Source organism: Leucobacter sp. 7(1) (assembly GCF_900163635.1).
In the GTDB taxonomy this organism is placed as follows: Bacteria; Actinomycetota; Actinomycetes; order Actinomycetales; family Microbacteriaceae; genus Leucobacter.
In genome coordinates this window covers 13,224-31,406 of record NZ_FUID01000066.1, presented here as the reverse complement: position 1 = coordinate 31,406, position 18,183 = coordinate 13,224, and the positions used below count along the sequence as shown (strand labels likewise).

Below are 18,183 nucleotides of genomic sequence, written 5' to 3'. Positions count from 1 at the left end.
GTCCCGGCCGATGGAAACTGCGAGACTGGGAGCACCACTGTCCTACTCGGGCCGCCGTCCGGGTAACGGAGCGATCGGAGGCACGCAAATGAGCGCACTGGAAGAATTTCCCGAGGACTGGGACCGCGGACTGGTGCTCATGGCGCACCCGGACGATCCTGAGTACGGGACGGCAATCGCGGTGAATCGGTGGACGCGCGACGGCAAGGAAATCGCCTACGTGCTCGCGACTTCGGGCGAGGCCGGGATCGAGGGCATGCCGCCGGAGCAGGCGGGGCCGGCGCGAGAGGTTGAGCAGCGCAACGCGATCGCTCACGTCGGGGTGAGCGAGCTCGAGTTCTTGGGGTTCTCCGATGGGCGGACCGAGTTCGGTCTCGAGCTGCGCCGTGCGCTTGCCGGTGCGATCCGGCGGTACCGCCCCGAGGTTGTCATCACCTTGAATTTCGGGCTGTCCTTCGGGGGCGTATATCGGAATCAGGCCGATCACCGGGCCGTGGGTCTCGCGACGCTCGATGCGGTTTCGGACGCGGGGAACTCCTGGATCTTCCCGGACCTCGAGGGTGAGCCTTGGTCAGGGGTGCAGCACATCGCGGTGTTCGCCGATCCCGATCCGACACACGCGGTCGTCGTCAGCGATGAAGATCTCGTGGCGGCCACCGCCGCGCTCGCCGAGCACCGGAGGTATCTTGAGGGTCTCGGCGTTGATGATGTCGAAGCGCACGCGCGGGCTCAGGTGGAGAGTGGCGTGGTGGTCAAGGAAGGCGTGCAGCGTGTGAGTTTCCGCGTATACCGATAGGCGCATATTGCTGACTCGGTGCGCGGTCGGGTCGACGGCGTACGTGAGTGCATGTGGGGTGGGGGATACTGGTGGGTGGCCCGTTTTCGGGTCCGCACGATTCTTTGAGAGGCACACACATGGAGCAGCACGCAGCACCCGAATCCATCCTGAATCGATACGGTTCGCTGGACGAGGCGCTGGTGCACCGCCGGGCCTCAGTCGCGAATCGGGTCTTCTTGAAGCGCCTGCTCAACCGGATGCCCATCGACCGACTCGTGCGTTCGTCCGACGGCATCACCGTGGTCCGCTCAGACGAGGCCCCCAATATCTATGTGCACCGCGGGTACTCCGTCGGGTTCCAGAGCGAAGAAGAGATCATCGCCGTCGTCGGGGCCGCGGCGCCGCGGTGGGAGAGTCTCCGCTATCCCGGCACCTGGGCGGTGGACCATCCCGACCACGGTCGCGGAAAGGCTGCCGAGATCGACCTCGTGACGGAAGAACTGGGCAGCTCGAAGGCCAAGCGTCCCGGAACTCGCCGCGTTGCGAAGCCCAAGGCCGAGCCGAAGGTGAAGCCCGCGGCGGCACCCGAGCGCGTGCAGCCGGTGTGTCCCAACTGCTTCATGCTGATGGCGCTCTCCGGTGTCTGCGGAAACTGCGCATAGCTACCCGGAATGACGGGAGCCGGGGCTGTCAGGGATCTCGCGTAAAATAGGCCCAATGACCGAAACACCCTCTGGCCCCGAGCTGGCCCCGGGCTCTATCGATCCCGCCGACCTCGCTATTGCCCTTCGGGTGCTGGAAGCGGCGGGTGACCTGCCCTCGGACCACCCTGACGTGGTGTCCGTTCGTCGAGCAACCTCCGGAATGTACAAGGCGGCCAAGCGGGTGCGGCGGCGCTCGACGCGCAACGAGATATCCTCGGCGAACCGTGCGGTGATCGCCGCAACCGCGACGGGTGCTGCGGACCGGATCGATGACGAGACCCGTGGCCTGCCACTCACGACGAGTGCGACCGCGCCCATCGCGGGGGAGCTGCGGAAGGCCCAGAACTGCTATATATGCAAGCAGCCGTATACGCAGGTGGACGCCTTCTACCACCAGCTGTGCCCGAGCTGCGCGGAGTCAAGCCACGCCAAGCGCAACGCGCGCACCGACCTGACGGGGAAGCGCGCGCTGCTGACCGGGGGTCGCGCGAAGATCGGAATGCACATCGCACTCCGTCTCCTGCGGGACGGCGCGGACTTGACAATCACCACGCGATTCCCGCGCGACGCCGCTCGGCGCTTTGCCTCCCTCCCTGATTCCGCGGATTGGCTTGACCGGTTGCACGTCGTCGGAATCGATTTGCGAGATCCTTCACAGGTAGTGGCGCTCGCAGACTCGGTCGCGGCCGGGGGGCCGCTCGACATCCTCATCAACAACGCCGCGCAAACCGTGCGCCGCTCGCCAGGTTCATACTCGTTGCTCGCGGACGCCGAGTCGCAGCCGCTGCCCGCAGGCAGCTTCCCCGACACGATGACGCTGGGCAGCCCCGCCGAGCTTCATCCGAGGGCCCTGCAGTCCTCGGTGGGCGCGGACGGCACCGTCGCCCTCGACCCGTTGGACGCCTCCGCCCTCGCGGGCACGGTCGCGGCAGGATTTGCGCACACACTGACTGGTGCGGATCTCAGTGCGCTCGCGATGGCACCTGGCTCGTCGTCGCTGGAGAAGCACGCAGACGGGAGCGCGATCGACGCGGGCGGTCTGGTCCCCGACGTGGCCCACGTGAACAGCTGGGTCCAGCACGTGCAGGAGGTGGATCCACTCGAAATGCTCGAGGTGCAGCTGTGCAACGCGACCGCACCCTTCATCCTGATCAGTCGGCTGCGCGCGTCAATGGCGGCCTCGCCTGCGCGCCGCACCTACGTTGTCAACGTCTCGGCGATGGAGGGGCAGTTCTCGCGCCGCTACAAGGGTCCGGGGCACCCCCACACAAACATGGCAAAGGCCGCGCTCAACATGTTGACCCGCACGAGCGCGGGCGAGATGTTTGAGACGGACAAGATCCTCATGACCGCGGTGGACACGGGCTGGATCACTGACGAGCGCCCGCACTTCACGAAGGTGCGCCTTGCTGAAGAAGGCTTCCACGCCCCACTCGATCTTGTCGACGGCGCGGCCCGGGTCTACGACCCGATCGTCCGCGGCGAGGAGGAGCAGGAAGATCTCTACGGCTGTTTCCTGAAGGATTACGCGCCGCACCCCTGGTAGCACTCACCCCCGCGGGAACGTGGGAATCCAGCACCGCACCCGCTCTTGGTACGCCCGGAACGGTTCGCCGAATCGCTCAGCGAGATCTTGTTCCTCGTGTGGGCGCACAAGCCAGTCCCACACGAGCGCGCCCGCGATCGCGTACAGCACTACGAACCACGACGACAGCATCACGCCAACGGCGACGCCCTGGGCAATGCTGCCGAGCGCCATCGGGTTGCGTACAAAACGGTAGGGTCCGCGGATGACGAGCGTCGTGGTTGCGGCAGAGGGCAGGGGAGTGCCCTTCCCGGTTGTGGCGAGGGACACGGCGGCCCAGATTCCGAGCGCGCCTGCGGCGAGGAAGAGTGCGGCGCCCGTCCATCGCCATGCGCCCCCAATCTCGATGGCGAGGCCCCACCGGGACTCGAGCCAGGCGATTAGGAGCGGGAACGCGGCGAGGAACAGCACCCAAAACACGCTGGTTTGCGCGGCCGTGCGCCGCAGACGCGTACCCGTTGTCCGGGAAGTATCGGTGCGCCCCGCGAGCGGACCACGCAGGAGGAGTTCGCTGGGAACCCGACCGAGCCGGAACACGAGGGCTGACCCGACGCTCCCGATGGCTGCCGCGACCATGAGAATGGCTCCCCAGCCGCCCAGAGTGGTGATGGTTGCGTAGGTCGCCATGCCGGTCGCAACAAGTGCCGTCCACAGCGCACTTACGGCAGCGGCGGGCCGCCACCCGGCTGCGGCCACCCCCGAGGCGAGCACAAACAAGGGCAGGTCGAGCCAGAACACCGCGACCGGATTCAGTGCGCCGAGCGTGGCGAAGCGGACCTGATCGCTGGCGAACACGGTGATCCACCAGAGCGCACCCGCCACGGCTTGCACGCCAAAGTAGGCTCGTGCGAGGCGCACGTCGCGGAGAAACCAGGGCCCCGGTGCGCCCGTGTCCGGCAGGTTCTGGAGGTCCCGTCCCATGTCCTCAGCGTAGCCGGACGCCGGGTTCCCGAGCCACGACCGGGTGCGAAGCCCGCTGCCCACCAAGCCGCCGCCGCGCGCCTGGGTGTGGAGCCCGTTCGCTGCGGGCGCGCGTTCCTTCGCTGGGAGCGTGTGCGAAGGCCTCTGGGGAGGGTGACAAGGCGGGTGATCTTTGCGGACGCTGGGAGGCCGTGATCGCTGCCGCCCGGGAAAAATTGGCGTATTCATGCGGAACTTCTACCCAAGCGGCGGCGCGTCGGGAACTGGAGTGCGGCCGTGATTCCGTGGTAGTGAACGCCGCGCGCTGGTAGTGTCGAGTGGGGCATTTTGGCCCGTGCAGGTGCGTGTCATGGCGCGATGGGGATCGCGCAGACACTACTCGAGGGGATTCGAGTCGAGCCACCCGCACACACAACGGGGTACTCGGAGCGTTTTTTGGCGCGCCGATACAAATATTGGGGGATCTATGCCTTCGGCATATCCGGGCGCAATAGCCGCGCCCAAACGACGCTGGAGCGGGCTGTCAGCCCTGCTCGCCGGCGTCCTGACAGCGCTATTGGTGGTGACCGGTTTCAACGCCGCTCCCGCCATGGCGGCAGAGGGCACGGTGCACCTGCAGCTGCCGAACAACCTGGCCACGCACAACGGCCAGCCGGTATATGTCGAGGGCGAGTCCTACGTACTTGGCGTGACCTTCAGCCGCAACGAGATTCCCGGTGGTCACACCGCGGTGATCTCGGTGCCGAAGGGCTTCACCATTGCTGAGGGCCCGCAGGGTGTCGAATCCATCGAGACCTTCACGCTCGCCGACGGAGTTCTGACGATCAAGTTCAAGGACCCGATCTCGGTTGACAATGGTGGCTTTGACCTGAACTTCACGGTCGACACTGTGCAGGAATCCTCCGTGCAGGACGTCGTCTGGAACGTCAACGGTCAGGAGACCAGTCAGACCGTTATCTTCAAGGACAAAGACGATCAGCTGACGACGATCACCGACGGCGGCTGGAAGGACGGGTACGACCCGAAGTTCCCCGCGGTCACGGTCGATGCGAATGGCCAGGTGGTCCTCAGCCCCGATTTCCTGGACAAGGAGATCGTTTACGCGATCTCGGTCAACAGCAAAGACGCGCGCGACGTGACGATCACGGACACGCTGCCCGAGGGGATGAGCCTCGTGCCGGGCAAGTTCCAGATGCAGAAAACCTTCTGGGATGCCCAGGGCATGAACAAGCAGGGCCCGATCACCGTGGACATGTCCGCGGCACAGTACACGGGCACCTCCTTCACCCACACGTTCCCGGCAGAGCAGAACTCGATCTACCAGCTCTTCTACACCGCAAAGATCACCGACGCTAACGCGCTCGAGGTCCTGCGCGGCCAGCTCCAGGCGAAGTATGACCTGGTGAAGGACAAGGAAGGCCAGCGGTTCGAGATTAAGCTCACCAACAACGCCGATATCGCGGGTGTGCCGGGCTCGAAGACGTACACGATCGGGGCTTCCACACCGAAGGCGCCGTCACCCGACTACGGAGCTGCGTTCAAGAAGTCCTCGGACTTGAAGGGCGATACCCCGATCACCCTCAAGGGCAAGGGCCCTGAGATCGATCCGACCCTCCCGATCACCTACACGCTGACGGCGGATCTGAAGCAGTTCGAGAAGTTTGTCGGGAAGAAGTACGAGCTGCAGCGCAACGTGGTCATCACCGACACGCTGCCCGCGAACCAGAAGTGGGTGCTCGGCGAAGATCTCCTGAGCCCCGCATACAAGCTCGTCAGCGGCGTTTCGGCTGAGGACTTCGCCGGGGACGACTACGTCGGCTCCTACATGATCGACGGCCAGGTGCTGCGCATCAACGTCGGCAAGGACGTCACCCAGAAGCACACGATCAAGGCGAAGGCCGAGCTCGTGAGCGTTGAGGGGCTGTCGGTCACGGAGAACCCGGACAACAAGCCGTACGTTGCGGTGCAGTACAACGGTGTGAAGAACTCCGGGCACTTTGCGTATGACGAGGGAAACGGCCGCACGGTTACGACCGACGGCCACGTGGTCACCACGAAGGACCCGAGCACCGGCATCGACGACAAGGAGAAGTTCAAGAAGCGGGCTGACTCCAAGCCGATCGTGCTCGGCAAGGGTGAGACGATCGCGAAGATCCCCTTCACCTTCACAGTTGGCGCGAACACGGGCGACCCGCAGAAGTCGGTCATCACCGACTACATCGATCACTCGCTGCTCGACGTCTCCGCGAAGACGCTTCCCGAGATTCAGAAGAGCATCACGGGCAAGTACGACTGGAGTTTCCCGATTGATCAGGACACGTTCGACGTGTCGCTCAACGCCGATGGAAACCTCGAGTTCCGGCCCAACGGCGTGTTCCCCAAGGACGCGAACTGGGGCCCCGCTGAGAAGCCGCTGACGAAGAGCTTCGAGTTCACGGTTACGATCCCGACCAAGCCGATTGAAGGCAAGAGCGCGATCACGGTCACGAACAACGCGGACTACGCCGGAACTGACCGGGAGATCGTCTACAACTCGCACACGAACTCCTCCGCAGGTGTCGCCGGTCGCGAGATCGACGTGAAGAAGACGGTGTACAACGCGGCGAAGGATGAGTTCACTACGAACCTCCGCGCTGCGCTGAACGAGGACGGCACGCTCGTGCAGGACGAGTTCATCTACCGGGTGCAGTTCATGCCGACCCTGGAATACAAGAGCATGCTGTTCGACATCACCGATCAGCTCGTCGAGGATCTCGAGTTTGTCGGGTTCGTGAAACCGGATCAGGTCAAGGGTGGCGGCAACGCGGGCAAGGGGAATTACACGATCCCCGGGACGAAGCTCACGGCGCAGTTTGACCAGGCCAGCAACAAGATCACGGTCGCAAAGGGCCAGGAGATCGCGGGCGGCAAGGTCACCGAGCTGTTCTTCAAGGTGAAGATCAAGGACTTTGAGAACGGCAAGGGCGTAGAGAACGCGATCGGACCCGAGAAGGTCACGATCACGCCGACGAATGACATGCCTCTCGATATCTCGAAGCTGAACGAGATCGACCCCACGGGCGAGCCGATCACCGATACGGACGCACGCTTCGAGCTGCGTGACGCGGCGGGTGACGTTGTTATCTCCGACATGTATATCGTCGGTGGCAAGCTCCGTATCGCCGGCAAGAACGGCGACGCAGTTCCGACCGTGAAGCAGGCCGGCACCTACACCGTGCACGAGATCAAGGCGCCGAAGGGCTTCGTTAAGAAGACCGAGCCTGTCGTGCTCATCGTGAACGAGGACGGTACTTCGCAGGAGACCAAGTTCTTCAACACCCCGCGCAGCGCGGTGAAGAAGGTCTCGGTTGGCGATTACGTCTGGCTCGACGCGAACCGCGACGGCATCCAGGACAAGGGCGAGGCCCCCATCAAGGGTGTCAAGCTCGCGCTGACCGGACCGAACGGTCAGCCTGTCACCGACATCGACGGTAACCCGGTGGTTCCGACGGTGACGGATGAGAAGGGCTTCTACGAGTTCACGGATCTTCCGGCTCTGCAGCCGGGCGAGACCTACACGGTGTCGATCGTGCAGGACGACGAGGGCACTGTGAAGGCGCTTGAGGGCCTGATCCCGACCAAGGAGAAGGGCACTGACGATCGCGAGAAGGATTCGTCGACGTGGACTGCTGTGTCGCGTGACGATCTCGTGAACGATGGTGACCGTGACCCGTCGCTGGACTTCGGATTCCACTCGAAGTCGGTGTCGGTGGGCGACTACGTCTGGTTCGATATTGATGGCGACGGTGTGCAGGGAACGCACGAGGGTGAGACCCCCATCGAGGGTGTCAAGCTCGTGCTGACCGGTCCTGATGGCAACCCGGTGACGGATGTCTTCGGCAAGCCTGTCGAGCCGACCGTGACGAACGACAAGGGTTTCTACGAGTTCCCGAATCTGCCCGCGCTGAAGGCCGGCGAGACCTACACGGTCTCGATCGACCAGGATGACAAGGGTACGCAGAAGGCGCTCGACGGCCTGATCCCGACGAAGACCGGTGGCACTGACGACCGCGAGCTCGACTCTTCGGAGTGGACTGCGGTGTCGCGTGACGACCTCGTGAACGATGGTGATCGTGATCCGTCGCTTGACTTCGGGTTCCGGACCAAGTCGGTTTCCGTGGGTGACTACGTGTGGCTCGACGTTGACCGTGACGGCGTGCAGGGCACGGACGAGAAGGAACTCCCGATCGCCGGCGTCAAGCTAGTGCTGACGGGCCCTGAAGGCAAGCCAGTGACTGACGTCTTCGGGAAGCCTGTCGAAGCTGTCGTGACCGATGAGAACGGGTTCTACACGTTCGTGAACCTGCCGGCGCTCAAGGATGGTCAGACCTACACGGTCTCGATCGACCAGGAGGACGAGGGCACAAAGGCCGCGCTTGTGGGCCTGGTTCCCACGAAGGAAAACGGCACGAAGGATCGCGAGCTCGATTCCTCGAAGTGGACTGCGGTGTCGCGTGACGATCTCGTCAACGATGGCGATCGTGACCCGTCGCTGGACTTCGGGTTCCACTCGAAGTCGGTCTCCGTTGGCGACTACGTGTGGCTCGATGCCAACCGTGACGGCGTACAGGATGCTGACGAGAAGCCGATCGCGGGCGTCAAGCTCGTCGTGACGGGCCCCGATGGCAACCCGGTGACGGATGTCTTCGGTAACCCTGTTGAGGCGACTGTGACGGATGAGAAGGGCTTCTACGAGTTCACCGATCTTCCGGCGCTGAAGCAGGGCGAGACCTACACGGTTTCGATCGTGCAGGACGACGAGAAGACTGTGAAGGCGCTTGAGGGTCTGATCCCGACCAAGGAGAACGGGACGAAGGATTCTGAGAAGGATTCCTCGACGTGGACTGCTGTGTCGCGTGACGATCTCGTGAGCGATGGTGATCGTGATCCGTCGCTGGACTTCGGGTTCCAGGTGAAGAGCTACGCCATCGGCGACATCGTCTGGGTGGACACCAACCGTGACGGACAGCAGGGCGAGGACGAGTTCCTCGAGGGCGTCACCGTCCGCCTGCTCGACGCCGACGGAAACGTGGTCACCGAGACGAAGACCGACGCGAACGGCCGCTACCTCTTCGATGAGCTGGCAGCCGGCACCTACGAGGTCGAGTTCGTGCTGACCGACGAGCAGCAGGCGAAGTACGTCTTCACCACGCTGACCGTTGATCCGGCCGAGACCGATTCCAACGCGGACCCGGTCACGGGCCGCAGTGGCAAGATCGTGCTCGACGATACGAACACCTTCCTCACGCACGACTACACGACCGCAGCGGGCACGAACGTGCTGGCCACGCAGGGCATCGACCCGACGTGGGACGCGGGCGTGGTGCTGAAGTCGGTCTCGGTGGGCGACTACGTGTGGCTCGACGTGGACGGCGATGGTGTGCAGGGCACGCACAAGGACGAGACCCCGATCCCGGGCGTCAAGCTCGTTCTGACGGGCCCCGATGGGAACCCCGTGACGGATGTCTTCGGCAACCCCGTTGAGCCCGTTGTGACAAACGAGCAGGGTTTCTATGAGTTCCCGAACCTGCCCGCGCTGAAGGACGGCGAAACCTACACGGTTTCGATCGACCAGGAGGACGCAGGCACGCAGAAGGCGCTCGAGGGCCTGATCCCGACGAAGACCGGTGGCACCGACGACCGCGAACTCGACTCTTCGGAGTGGACCGCGATCTCGCGTGACGATCTCGTGAACAACGGTGATCGTGATCCCTCGCTCGACTTCGGGTTCAAGCACAAGACCTACGCGGTCGGTGACGTGGTCTGGATCGACACGAACAAGGATGGCCTGCAGGGTGACACCGAGTACACCCTGAAGGACGTCATCGTGCGCCTCTTCGACGCACAGGGCAACCTTGTCGCCGAGACCAAGACCGACAAGAACGGGCTGTACGTCTTTGACGAGCTTCGCGCGGGCAAGTACCGGGTGCAGTTCGAGCTGACGCCGGCTCAGGCGAAGGTCTACCAGTTCACGAAGACGGGTGGCGGCGATGCCGCGCTCGACTCGAACGCAGGCAAGGACGGGTTCAGCACCTGGATCATCCTCGATGACTCCAACGCGAATCTGACCCTCGACTACGAATACGCACACCTGACCGGTGCCATCAAGGCGACGCAGGGCATCGATCCCACCTGGGACGCTGGCGTGATCGTGACCGAGCCGAAGGGCCCCGGCCCCGAGGTGCCCACGACGGATCCCGAGGAGCCGGTGAAGCCGGGTCCGAAGGGCCCCGAAGGCACGCCGGATCAGCCCAAGGGTGCCGTGACCGTAGGCGGCCTGGCCGTCACCGGTGGCATCGCTCCCTGGGCGTATGGCCTGGGTGGCGCGGCACTGCTGGTGCTGGGCGGGGGCGCACTGCTGCTCGCTCGTCGCCGGACGGGTCGGCACGCCTAGCGTGACGAGATTGTGATTCTCACCTGAATCACGGTCGCTCGAGAGGGGCTCGCGCCAGTTGGCGCGGGCCCCTCTGTGCGTTTTGGCCCCATCTCGAAGTCCCTGGGGACACTGAACGACATCAGAAGATGCGCATGGCTCCCTCATCGGTTAGTGTGAAAGCAAATTGTTTCCCGAGGACGAACTCGGGGAACTCCGCCGGGGGGTTGGAAATGGGGATAGGCGTGCGACGCTTACGACACACACAGAAGTCCGGTCGGCGTGGAGTTGCCTGGGCCCTTGGCGCGGCCCTCGCGCTCGGCATGGCAATCACCACGCCGCAGATCGCGCAAGCGGCTGAAGACACGGCGGTGCTCGAGATCACTAAGTCAGCCTCGGCGACGTCGCTGAAGCCTGGTGAGACGATGGAGTACCACATTGAGCTCGGCTGCTCCACGATCACAGATCTCGGATGCCGGGGGGCGACGCTCTCCGACCTGATCCCCGCGGAGTTCGAGATTATTCCGGGCAGCGTCTCCGTCGCGAACGCGACCGCGAAGCCGCCCGTCGTAGACGGCAACCAGGTCACGGTCGAGTTCATCGACCCCCTCGGCGACGGTACCGTCGGCCTGCTGGAGAACGCGGACGCGGTCATCACGATCCAGGTGAAGCTCCGCGACAACCTCCCCTACGAAGCCAACGGCGTGCCGATTGTGAACACCGCCGTCGCCGACGCGGAAAACGCAGCCGAGGTGTCGGACGTGGTGACGGTCACCCCGGAGATTGAGCTCAAGCTCAGCACCGAGGTCGAGAAGGCGTACAGCCCCAATCGTGGGCAGGCCGTGCCAGGCACGCCGACGACGCTCACCGTGAAGGGCACGAACACCTCAAACGCGGGTGTGGACTCCCTGGTGCTGACCGACCCGAAGGATCCGGACGCTAGCCCGAATCCGTTTGATCACCTGGACATGACCGCTCTCGAGGCTCTGACGTTCCCTGAGGGCGCGGCGCCAACCGCCACGGTTGAGTACTACGTGGACGGCGCGTGGGTGTCCCGAGTCCTCTCAGCCGATGACATGCCAAACGCACCCCCCGCGGGAGCGAAGGGTATTCGCGTCACCTTCACCGCAGCCGATGGTGGCAAGATCCCCTCTTCGGCGGGCGGCGGCTTCGAGCTCGACCTCGAGCAGGGCCCTGACGTGGCAGATCTTCCCAACACCACGACCGTTGAGAACACCGTGACAAGCGAGGTGAACCTCGACGATCAACAGGCCGAAGCTGAAAACGAGGCCGACTACACGATCATCACCGATCCGCTCACCGTCGGCGCAACGAAGGACTTCGCGGAGAGCGAGCTGATCGCCGGGGAGACCACCGGCGTCACCCTTACCGGCACGAACACGAGCCTGACCAACCTCGAGACACTCACGATTCGCGAGCCCGCGACCGGCAAGTTCGGCGAGGTCGACGGCGTCCAGATGCTTGAATTCACCGGCTTCACGGGGACGGTGCAGTACCCGACCACCGCCACCGGCGGCACGGTCACGCTGAACTACCTGGACACGAACGGCGATCTCGTCGAGATCGTGACGCAGCTCTTCGACGGGCAGCCGTTCCCCACCCTGCCGGCCGATTTCGGAACCCTGAACTTCTTCGAGGTCACCTTCACCTCGGATGCTCCCGGAGCGATTGAGCCGGGCGGATCCAGCAAGATCGAGTTCGAGGCTGAGGCGACGGCGGAGGCGCTCCCAGGCGCCACCCTGAACAACGAGATTCTCGTCACCGGGAAGAACCCGAACGGCGAGGCGACGGCACCGGCCGAAGACGATCTCGGGTTCGCCGAGCAGCACCTCGAGCTGGAAACGACAAAGAAGGTCAATCCTGGCGAAATGTGGGGCTACAAGGGCGAGACCGCCACGGTACAGCTCCCCACCCAGCTGAAGCCGAAGCCCGCCTCGAACGCGAACGCCCAGCACATTGTGGTGACGGACCCCGCGCTCAGCGATCCGAACGACCCGAACAGCGCGCCGAAGGCGTCGTCGTTCTGGGACTCGTTCCGCCCCAAGCAGATCACGAAGACGGACGTGCCCGCGGGCGCGACCCTCACCGTGCGCTACTACGACACGATTGACGGGGTCTGGAAGGACCTGCCGGGCGCTGAGAACGTGGTGGGTGCGACGAGCTTCACGATGGTGATCCCGGAAGAGCTGCGCGATCGCATGGGCGGACTGCAGTTTGACTTCGCCAACGAGAACCCCGGTTTTGAACCGGGCAACACTGTGCAGCCGAACTTCACTTCAGAGCTGAAGGAGGGCCTTCCCCCTGTCGAGGCTCCGGGCGGCGAGCACCAGATCGTTGAGAACTGTGCCGCCTCTGGTGCCACCGGCGCACCGGGCGTTGAACCGGGCGTCTCCGCTGAGAGCTGCCAGGAACTCCAGATCAACAACCCGATCATCGGGGTGCACGACCTGCTCGAGAAGGTTTGGATCACTCCTGAGGACGGCGTCGTGCCGTCCCGCAGCGGCGCGCACGCGACCTCCCGGCTGTACTGGTCGACGGGTGGACGCACCGGAGTGGATCAGATGGCGATCGCCGACACGCGCCTCGCGCCGGGCGAGAGCTTCGATCCGGCTGCGGGCCCGTCGGACCCCGTACAGAGCACCGTCTACAACGCCTTCAACCTGTTCAAGATCAAGGCGATCACGCCCGAGCTCGATCCGTCCCTGCAGTGGGACCAGGTCACCGACGTGCAGCTGTGGAACGCCGCTACCGGTACCTGGTCGACGATCGCTGCCGCCGTCGGGAACCTGCCCTACCGCGGCGCCGTTCCCGAGCTCGCCCTGACGGAGGCCGAACAGCTCAGCACGACGGGTGTCCGGCTCCTCTACGCGGAGGACTCCGCGGCCCGCGCCGGATCGACCGATCCGCTCGCTCCGGCCGTCGGATCCGGCGTCGCGAAGACAAATAGCGCGAGCCCCAGCTCGGAGGGCGTGCGCGCCCTCGACCTTGAGTGGGAGCTGCGCGACTCCAAGCGCGTCCCGGCGGGCGAGCCGGTGCTCGGCACCGCCGACTACAACACCCTCACTAAGGGCGATGTGAATAACATCGCGAGCGGCACCTCCGTCGATAGCGACGGGAAGGTGATGGGGCACGACGATGACGGCGACATCATCTCGATCATCGATCGACCCGTGGGGGTCAAGCTCCAGAAGGGTTGGACGGGCGGTGTGCTCGGCGTGCCGCCGACGGACGCGGACCAGTCGCAGTATCCGACGAGCCGCGTGACGCTCGTGGCTACCAACACGTCGGTCACCCGCCTGGAACAGCTCGACATCATCGACCCCGGTGCGGGCGGCGCGAGCCCCTTCGACGTGTTCAACATCCAGCGCATCGTGTTCGCCCCGAACAACGTTGCGGGCGCGGACTGGAACAAGACCGTGGTGATCCTCACCGCCTCCGACGGCACCGAGACCCGGCACGCGCCCGGCGCTGCGGTGGCGCTCGCGGATACGCCTGCCGGGCAAGCGATCCTTGCGGACACCGTGAAGATCCAGCTCCACAACGAGGGCCGGGCGGACGCCGACGGCAATACGAACTCGATCGAGAGCAACGCGAAGGCGACGCTGGTCATGGACCTGCAGCTGCGCAAGACGCACCGTGAAAGCGGTGAGCCGGTGACCCGAGTGGACTCCCCGATCAAGAACGAGGCAGAGGCACTCGCCTGCGATCTCTGTGACATCTCCGGGGCCCCGACAGGCTCGCACGCAGAAGCCGACGATGAAGCACAGATCGCGCTCGACACCTTCGAGCTCGACGTCCAGACTACTAAAGCATTCACGCCAGACCAGCAGCGCGTGGAGTGGCTGCCCGGCGACCCGAAGCACACGTCCGAGGAGTGGGCGGCGATCCGCATGGACCTCACCGCGCGACCCACGGGAACTGCGCGCGCGGACAAGCTCGTCGTAACGGATTCCGGGGAGAACCGGACGCCCGGCGAGCCCTCCGCGAAGAGCTTCTGGAACGCGTATCGCTTTGTCGGGTTCACCGACGACACGCTCGCTGTGCCGACTCCGGTCAACAGTGTGCATGCGGAGGTGCTCTTCGGTGATTTCACTTCCGGCCTCCCCGGCAACAAGCTCGATTTCACCCCAGACTCGAGCACACCGAACGGTGACGGTTGGGTTCCCGGCAGCGCAGCACCGGTCGCGGTTGTTGACGGCAAGATCACCGGTGCCGCCGCCGCCCTGCTCGCAAACATCGCACCTGCTGACTACGACAAGGTGCGCGGTATTCGCCTGACCTACCAGAACCTTGACGATGCCGGGAACCCGCGCGCGTTCGAGAACCCTGCGAACCCGAAGGCGGATATTGCCCTCGATGTGAAGCGGCGTGCCTATCTCGTGTCGGATCCCAGCGAGCCCGTCCCCGACTCCAACTCAGCGATCAGCGCCCCGGGTGAGGCGCCGACCGCTCCCGGCGGCCTGTTCACGAACACAGTGGATGCGGATGCGGAGAGCCATGTGAAGCTGCCGATTGCCGGATCGCCGGTGCCACTGCCGCTCGTAGCCTCCGACGAGGCTACGGACAACGTGACGTACCTCGCGGAGGGGATTGAGGTTGCGGTTGAAAAGACCCCGCTGGGCGCGCAGAAGCCCGGCGAGGTGATTCCGTTCAAGCTCAAGACCACAAACACCGCCCCGCGCTCCGATGACATGCGTGAGAACGAAGAGCTCGGGATCGCGGATCCCATCATCGTGGACGTGCTGCCGATGGCGGACGGAAAGCCGCAGTTGATCTTCGATCCCGACGCAGAGGTCTCGGAGCGATTCAAGTTCACGCTCGAGAACCGAATCGCGCCGGCGTCCTCGGCGATGCCCGTCAACCCTGCCGGTGTGGACGTCGAGTACCTCGACGCCAACTTCGATCCTGTCGCCCCAGGTGGCGAGCCCGCACACCTGCGCTTCACCTTCCCCGACGGGTCGGTGCTGTACCCGCAAGAGGTCTACACGATCACGGTGAACATGATGTTCCGCCCTGGAGTGCTTGCAGGATCGGAGAACTCGCTCCTGAACGAGTTCACCATCGAGGCCGATCAGCCCTTCGACGGCTGCAACTTCGATTCGTCTCAGCAGGTCAACACCTGTGGCGCGAACACCGAGGTCTATCCGACCGAGGCGGGTGCGCTGCGCGGCAAGAAGTACGTGCGGGCGCACGACAACGAACTTGGTATTGCAGACGTGCCGAACCCGAACGCGGGCAAGGCGTGCGTACCGCAGTTTGGTGACGTCGACACGGGCTACTCCTTCAACAACTGCGTGCCGATCACGAAGCCGCTCGGCGTCGAGACTTGGCGCGAGGAACTTCAAAACACGGGCACGCTCGTGATGGACAAGGTCGTAACAATCGACTCCCTTCCGAGGCCGGGTGACCAGGGCTCGCTCGTGTTGATGCCGCGTAAGTCGGAGTGGCAGCCCACGTGGGTCGGCAACACCGCGATCGTGATGGCCGACGGCTACCGCACGGACGCAGCCCCCACCCAGTACTACTCCAGCTCTGAGAACGCGGCGTGTATCGCCGACCTCAAGCCCACCGAGGATCAGTGCGTGGACTACTGGACACCGATCCCGGCAGGCGCCACGGAGGCGGAACTCGCTGCGTTGAACATCCGTCACGTAAAGACGGAGTTTGACTTCTCGGCGAATCCGCTGCAGCCGGGTGAGCGTCTCGCCTACACCTTTGAGACCCGCACCCCGGCGCAGGCCCCGAAGATGACCGCGGACACTGTCGCCTGGAACTCGATCGCGGTGGGTGCACGGACGATCGCGTCGGACGGGACGACGAAGGCAAGCGTCCTCCCCACCGAGGGGCTGCGCGTCGGCGTCGCGCTCGCGACGGGCCCGATTGCCGTGCAGAAGACGGTAACCGGCCCCGGCGCAGAGTTTGCGCCGGAGACCTTCGACGTGCAGGTCGTCTGCACGGTCCCCGAACGTGAGGGCTCGATCGGTGGCAAGGTCACGCTCGACCCGGTCACGGTGACCGTCAAGAACGGCGAAACCGTGACGCTCCCGGAGCAGTTCCCGTGGGGTGCCGAGTGCATCGTCGAGGATGTCCCAGGTGTCAACGGCGAGACCTCCTCGACCGTTGGTGACCCGGTCACGATCGGCCGAGACACCGATCCGGTGCCCGTCGCCAAGCTCACGAACACCTACGAGCTGGGATCGTTCACCGTCGATAAGGACGTGACGGGCGCGAGCAACCAGGATGGTGACCCCATCGACTATGGTTCGTTCCCGGTCGCGGCATCGTGCACCTTCCTGGGTGCCGAGATCGCGCTCGATCCCGCGGAGACTGAGCTCACCGCGGACGGCACGAAGTGGCTCGTGGATCAGCTCCCCGTCGGTGCCAAGTGCACGCTGACGGAGCTTGACCCCAAGGGTGCCCGCGCCAACCTCACGATCGGCAACCAGTTTGTCGAGCCGAACGAGGACGGAACGTGGACGTTCGAGATCACGAAGGAGCAGCCCGACATCGAGCTCGTGCTGACCAACGTCTTCCCGCTCGGCGCGATTTCGATCGAGAAGCAGATCACGGGTGAGGGTGCGGCGGCGATCGCCGGCGACACCACGTTCACCTTCTCGGTGCTCTGCACGTACGAGGGCAACACCGTCTGGGACGGCACCGTGGAGTTCACGAAGGCTGAGATTGCTGCCGGCAATGGCTCGAAGCTGATCGAGAACCTGCCGTATGGCGGTGCCTGCACGGTCGAGGAGACAGGAACGGGAGGGGCGACCAGTACCTCGATCACCCCGGACACCTCCGAGGGTCCTGTCGAGGTCGGGCCGACCGAGTTCCCGGTCGTCTTCACCGCGGTGAACACCTTCGACGCGGGCAAGCTGCACGTGACGAAGGAGATCACGGGTGCGGGTGCTGAGCGCTGGGGTGCCGGACCCTTCGAGGTTTCACTCGCGTGTGAGATCGCCGGCAAGCCGGTGACCGTGCCTGAGGGGGCGACCCGCCCGCTCACCGCGGAGACCGAGTACCAGGCCGAGTACGCCGGGCTGCCCATCGGCGCGGCGTGTGAGCTCACGGAGACCGTGACCGGCGGTGCGACCTCCTCGGAGATCGTGAACGCTGCGGGCGATCCGGTCACCGAGCCGGTCGTGATCGGTGCCGGCGACGACCTCGCGCTCCGCGTGATCAACACCTTCGACATCGGCGCGATCGAGGTCGAGAAGAAGGTCACCGGCCCGGGTGCTGCGGAAGTCACCGACAAGGTGTTCACGGTGGCGCTGGCCTGCACCATCGATCGCGATGGCAAGACCGTCGAGATCGACGTTCCGGACGGGGCCGAGCGCGAGCTGTCGAAGGCCGGCGGGCTGACCGCGAGCTACGAAGAGCTGCCCGTGGGCGCTGCCTGTGAGCTGCGGGAAACCGAGACCGGGGGTGCCGCCAAGGTGAGCATCACGCCGAACCTCGGAGACCCCGCTGTGGGCACCGTGACCGTCGCCGCAGGGGCCGCTGCGCAGCTCACCGTGGTGAATGAGTTCCCGGCCACCCCGGTACCACCGGTTGATCCCCCGGTGGATCCGCCGAAGCCCGGCAAGACGCCTGGCCTCGTCACGACCGGTGGCGGCGCGATGACGCCGTGGCTGATCGGTGGCGGCGTGCTCCTGGTTCTGGGAGCTGGGCTCCTCGCACTGCGCGCTCGACGCCGCAAGGACGACTCGGAGTAGTCCAAGTCTGTGACGCCTGTGGGCGGTGCCTCCCAACGGGGGCACCGCCC

The 18,183-nt window shown here is 64.9% G+C and carries 6 protein-coding genes; 5 read left to right on the top strand and 1 reads right to left on the bottom strand.

Translation table 11 applies throughout. The features are described 5' to 3' along the window. The first annotated feature begins 88 nt into the window (after window positions 1–88). The 3 genes from FM113_RS12275 (at window position 89) to FM113_RS12265 (ending at window position 3,028) form a co-directional block, all read left to right on the top strand. The gene (locus FM113_RS12275) at window positions 89–796 is read left to right on the top strand and encodes a PIG-L deacetylase family protein (protein ID WP_254908997.1); all 708 of its coding nucleotides are present in this window, start codon (window positions 89–91) and stop codon (window positions 794–796) included. Window positions 797–915: 119 nt separating this feature from the next. After that, window positions 916–1,440, top strand: coding sequence for a hypothetical protein (locus FM113_RS12270; protein ID WP_087015106.1), 525 nt, complete (start codon window positions 916–918; stop codon window positions 1,438–1,440). A 55-nt stretch (window positions 1,441–1,495) separates the two neighbouring features. Further along, the gene (locus FM113_RS12265) at window positions 1,496–3,028 is read left to right on the top strand and encodes an SDR family NAD(P)-dependent oxidoreductase (RefSeq protein ID WP_087015105.1); all 1,533 of its coding nucleotides are present in this window, start codon (window positions 1,496–1,498) and stop codon (window positions 3,026–3,028) included. Window positions 3,029–3,031: 3 nt separating this feature from the next. Here the strand turns inward: FM113_RS12265 and FM113_RS12260 are convergent, their stop codons facing one another. Continuing rightward, on the bottom strand, window positions 3,032–3,988 hold the full coding sequence (locus FM113_RS12260) for an isoprenylcysteine carboxylmethyltransferase family protein (RefSeq protein ID WP_087015104.1): 957 nt from the start codon (window positions 3,986–3,988) through the stop codon (window positions 3,032–3,034). Window positions 3,989–4,454: 466 nt separating this feature from the next. On the opposite strand from FM113_RS12260, the gene FM113_RS12255 reads away from it, so the two are divergent. Further along, window positions 4,455–10,421, top strand: a complete 5,967-nt coding sequence (locus FM113_RS12255; RefSeq protein WP_176387206.1) for an SdrD B-like domain-containing protein — start codon at window positions 4,455–4,457, stop codon at window positions 10,419–10,421. 224 nt (window positions 10,422–10,645) lie between these two features. Next, window positions 10,646–18,133, top strand: coding sequence for a DUF5979 domain-containing protein (locus tag FM113_RS12250; RefSeq protein WP_087015102.1), 7,488 nt, complete (start codon window positions 10,646–10,648; stop codon window positions 18,131–18,133). The last annotated feature ends 50 nt before the right edge of the window (window positions 18,134–18,183 follow it).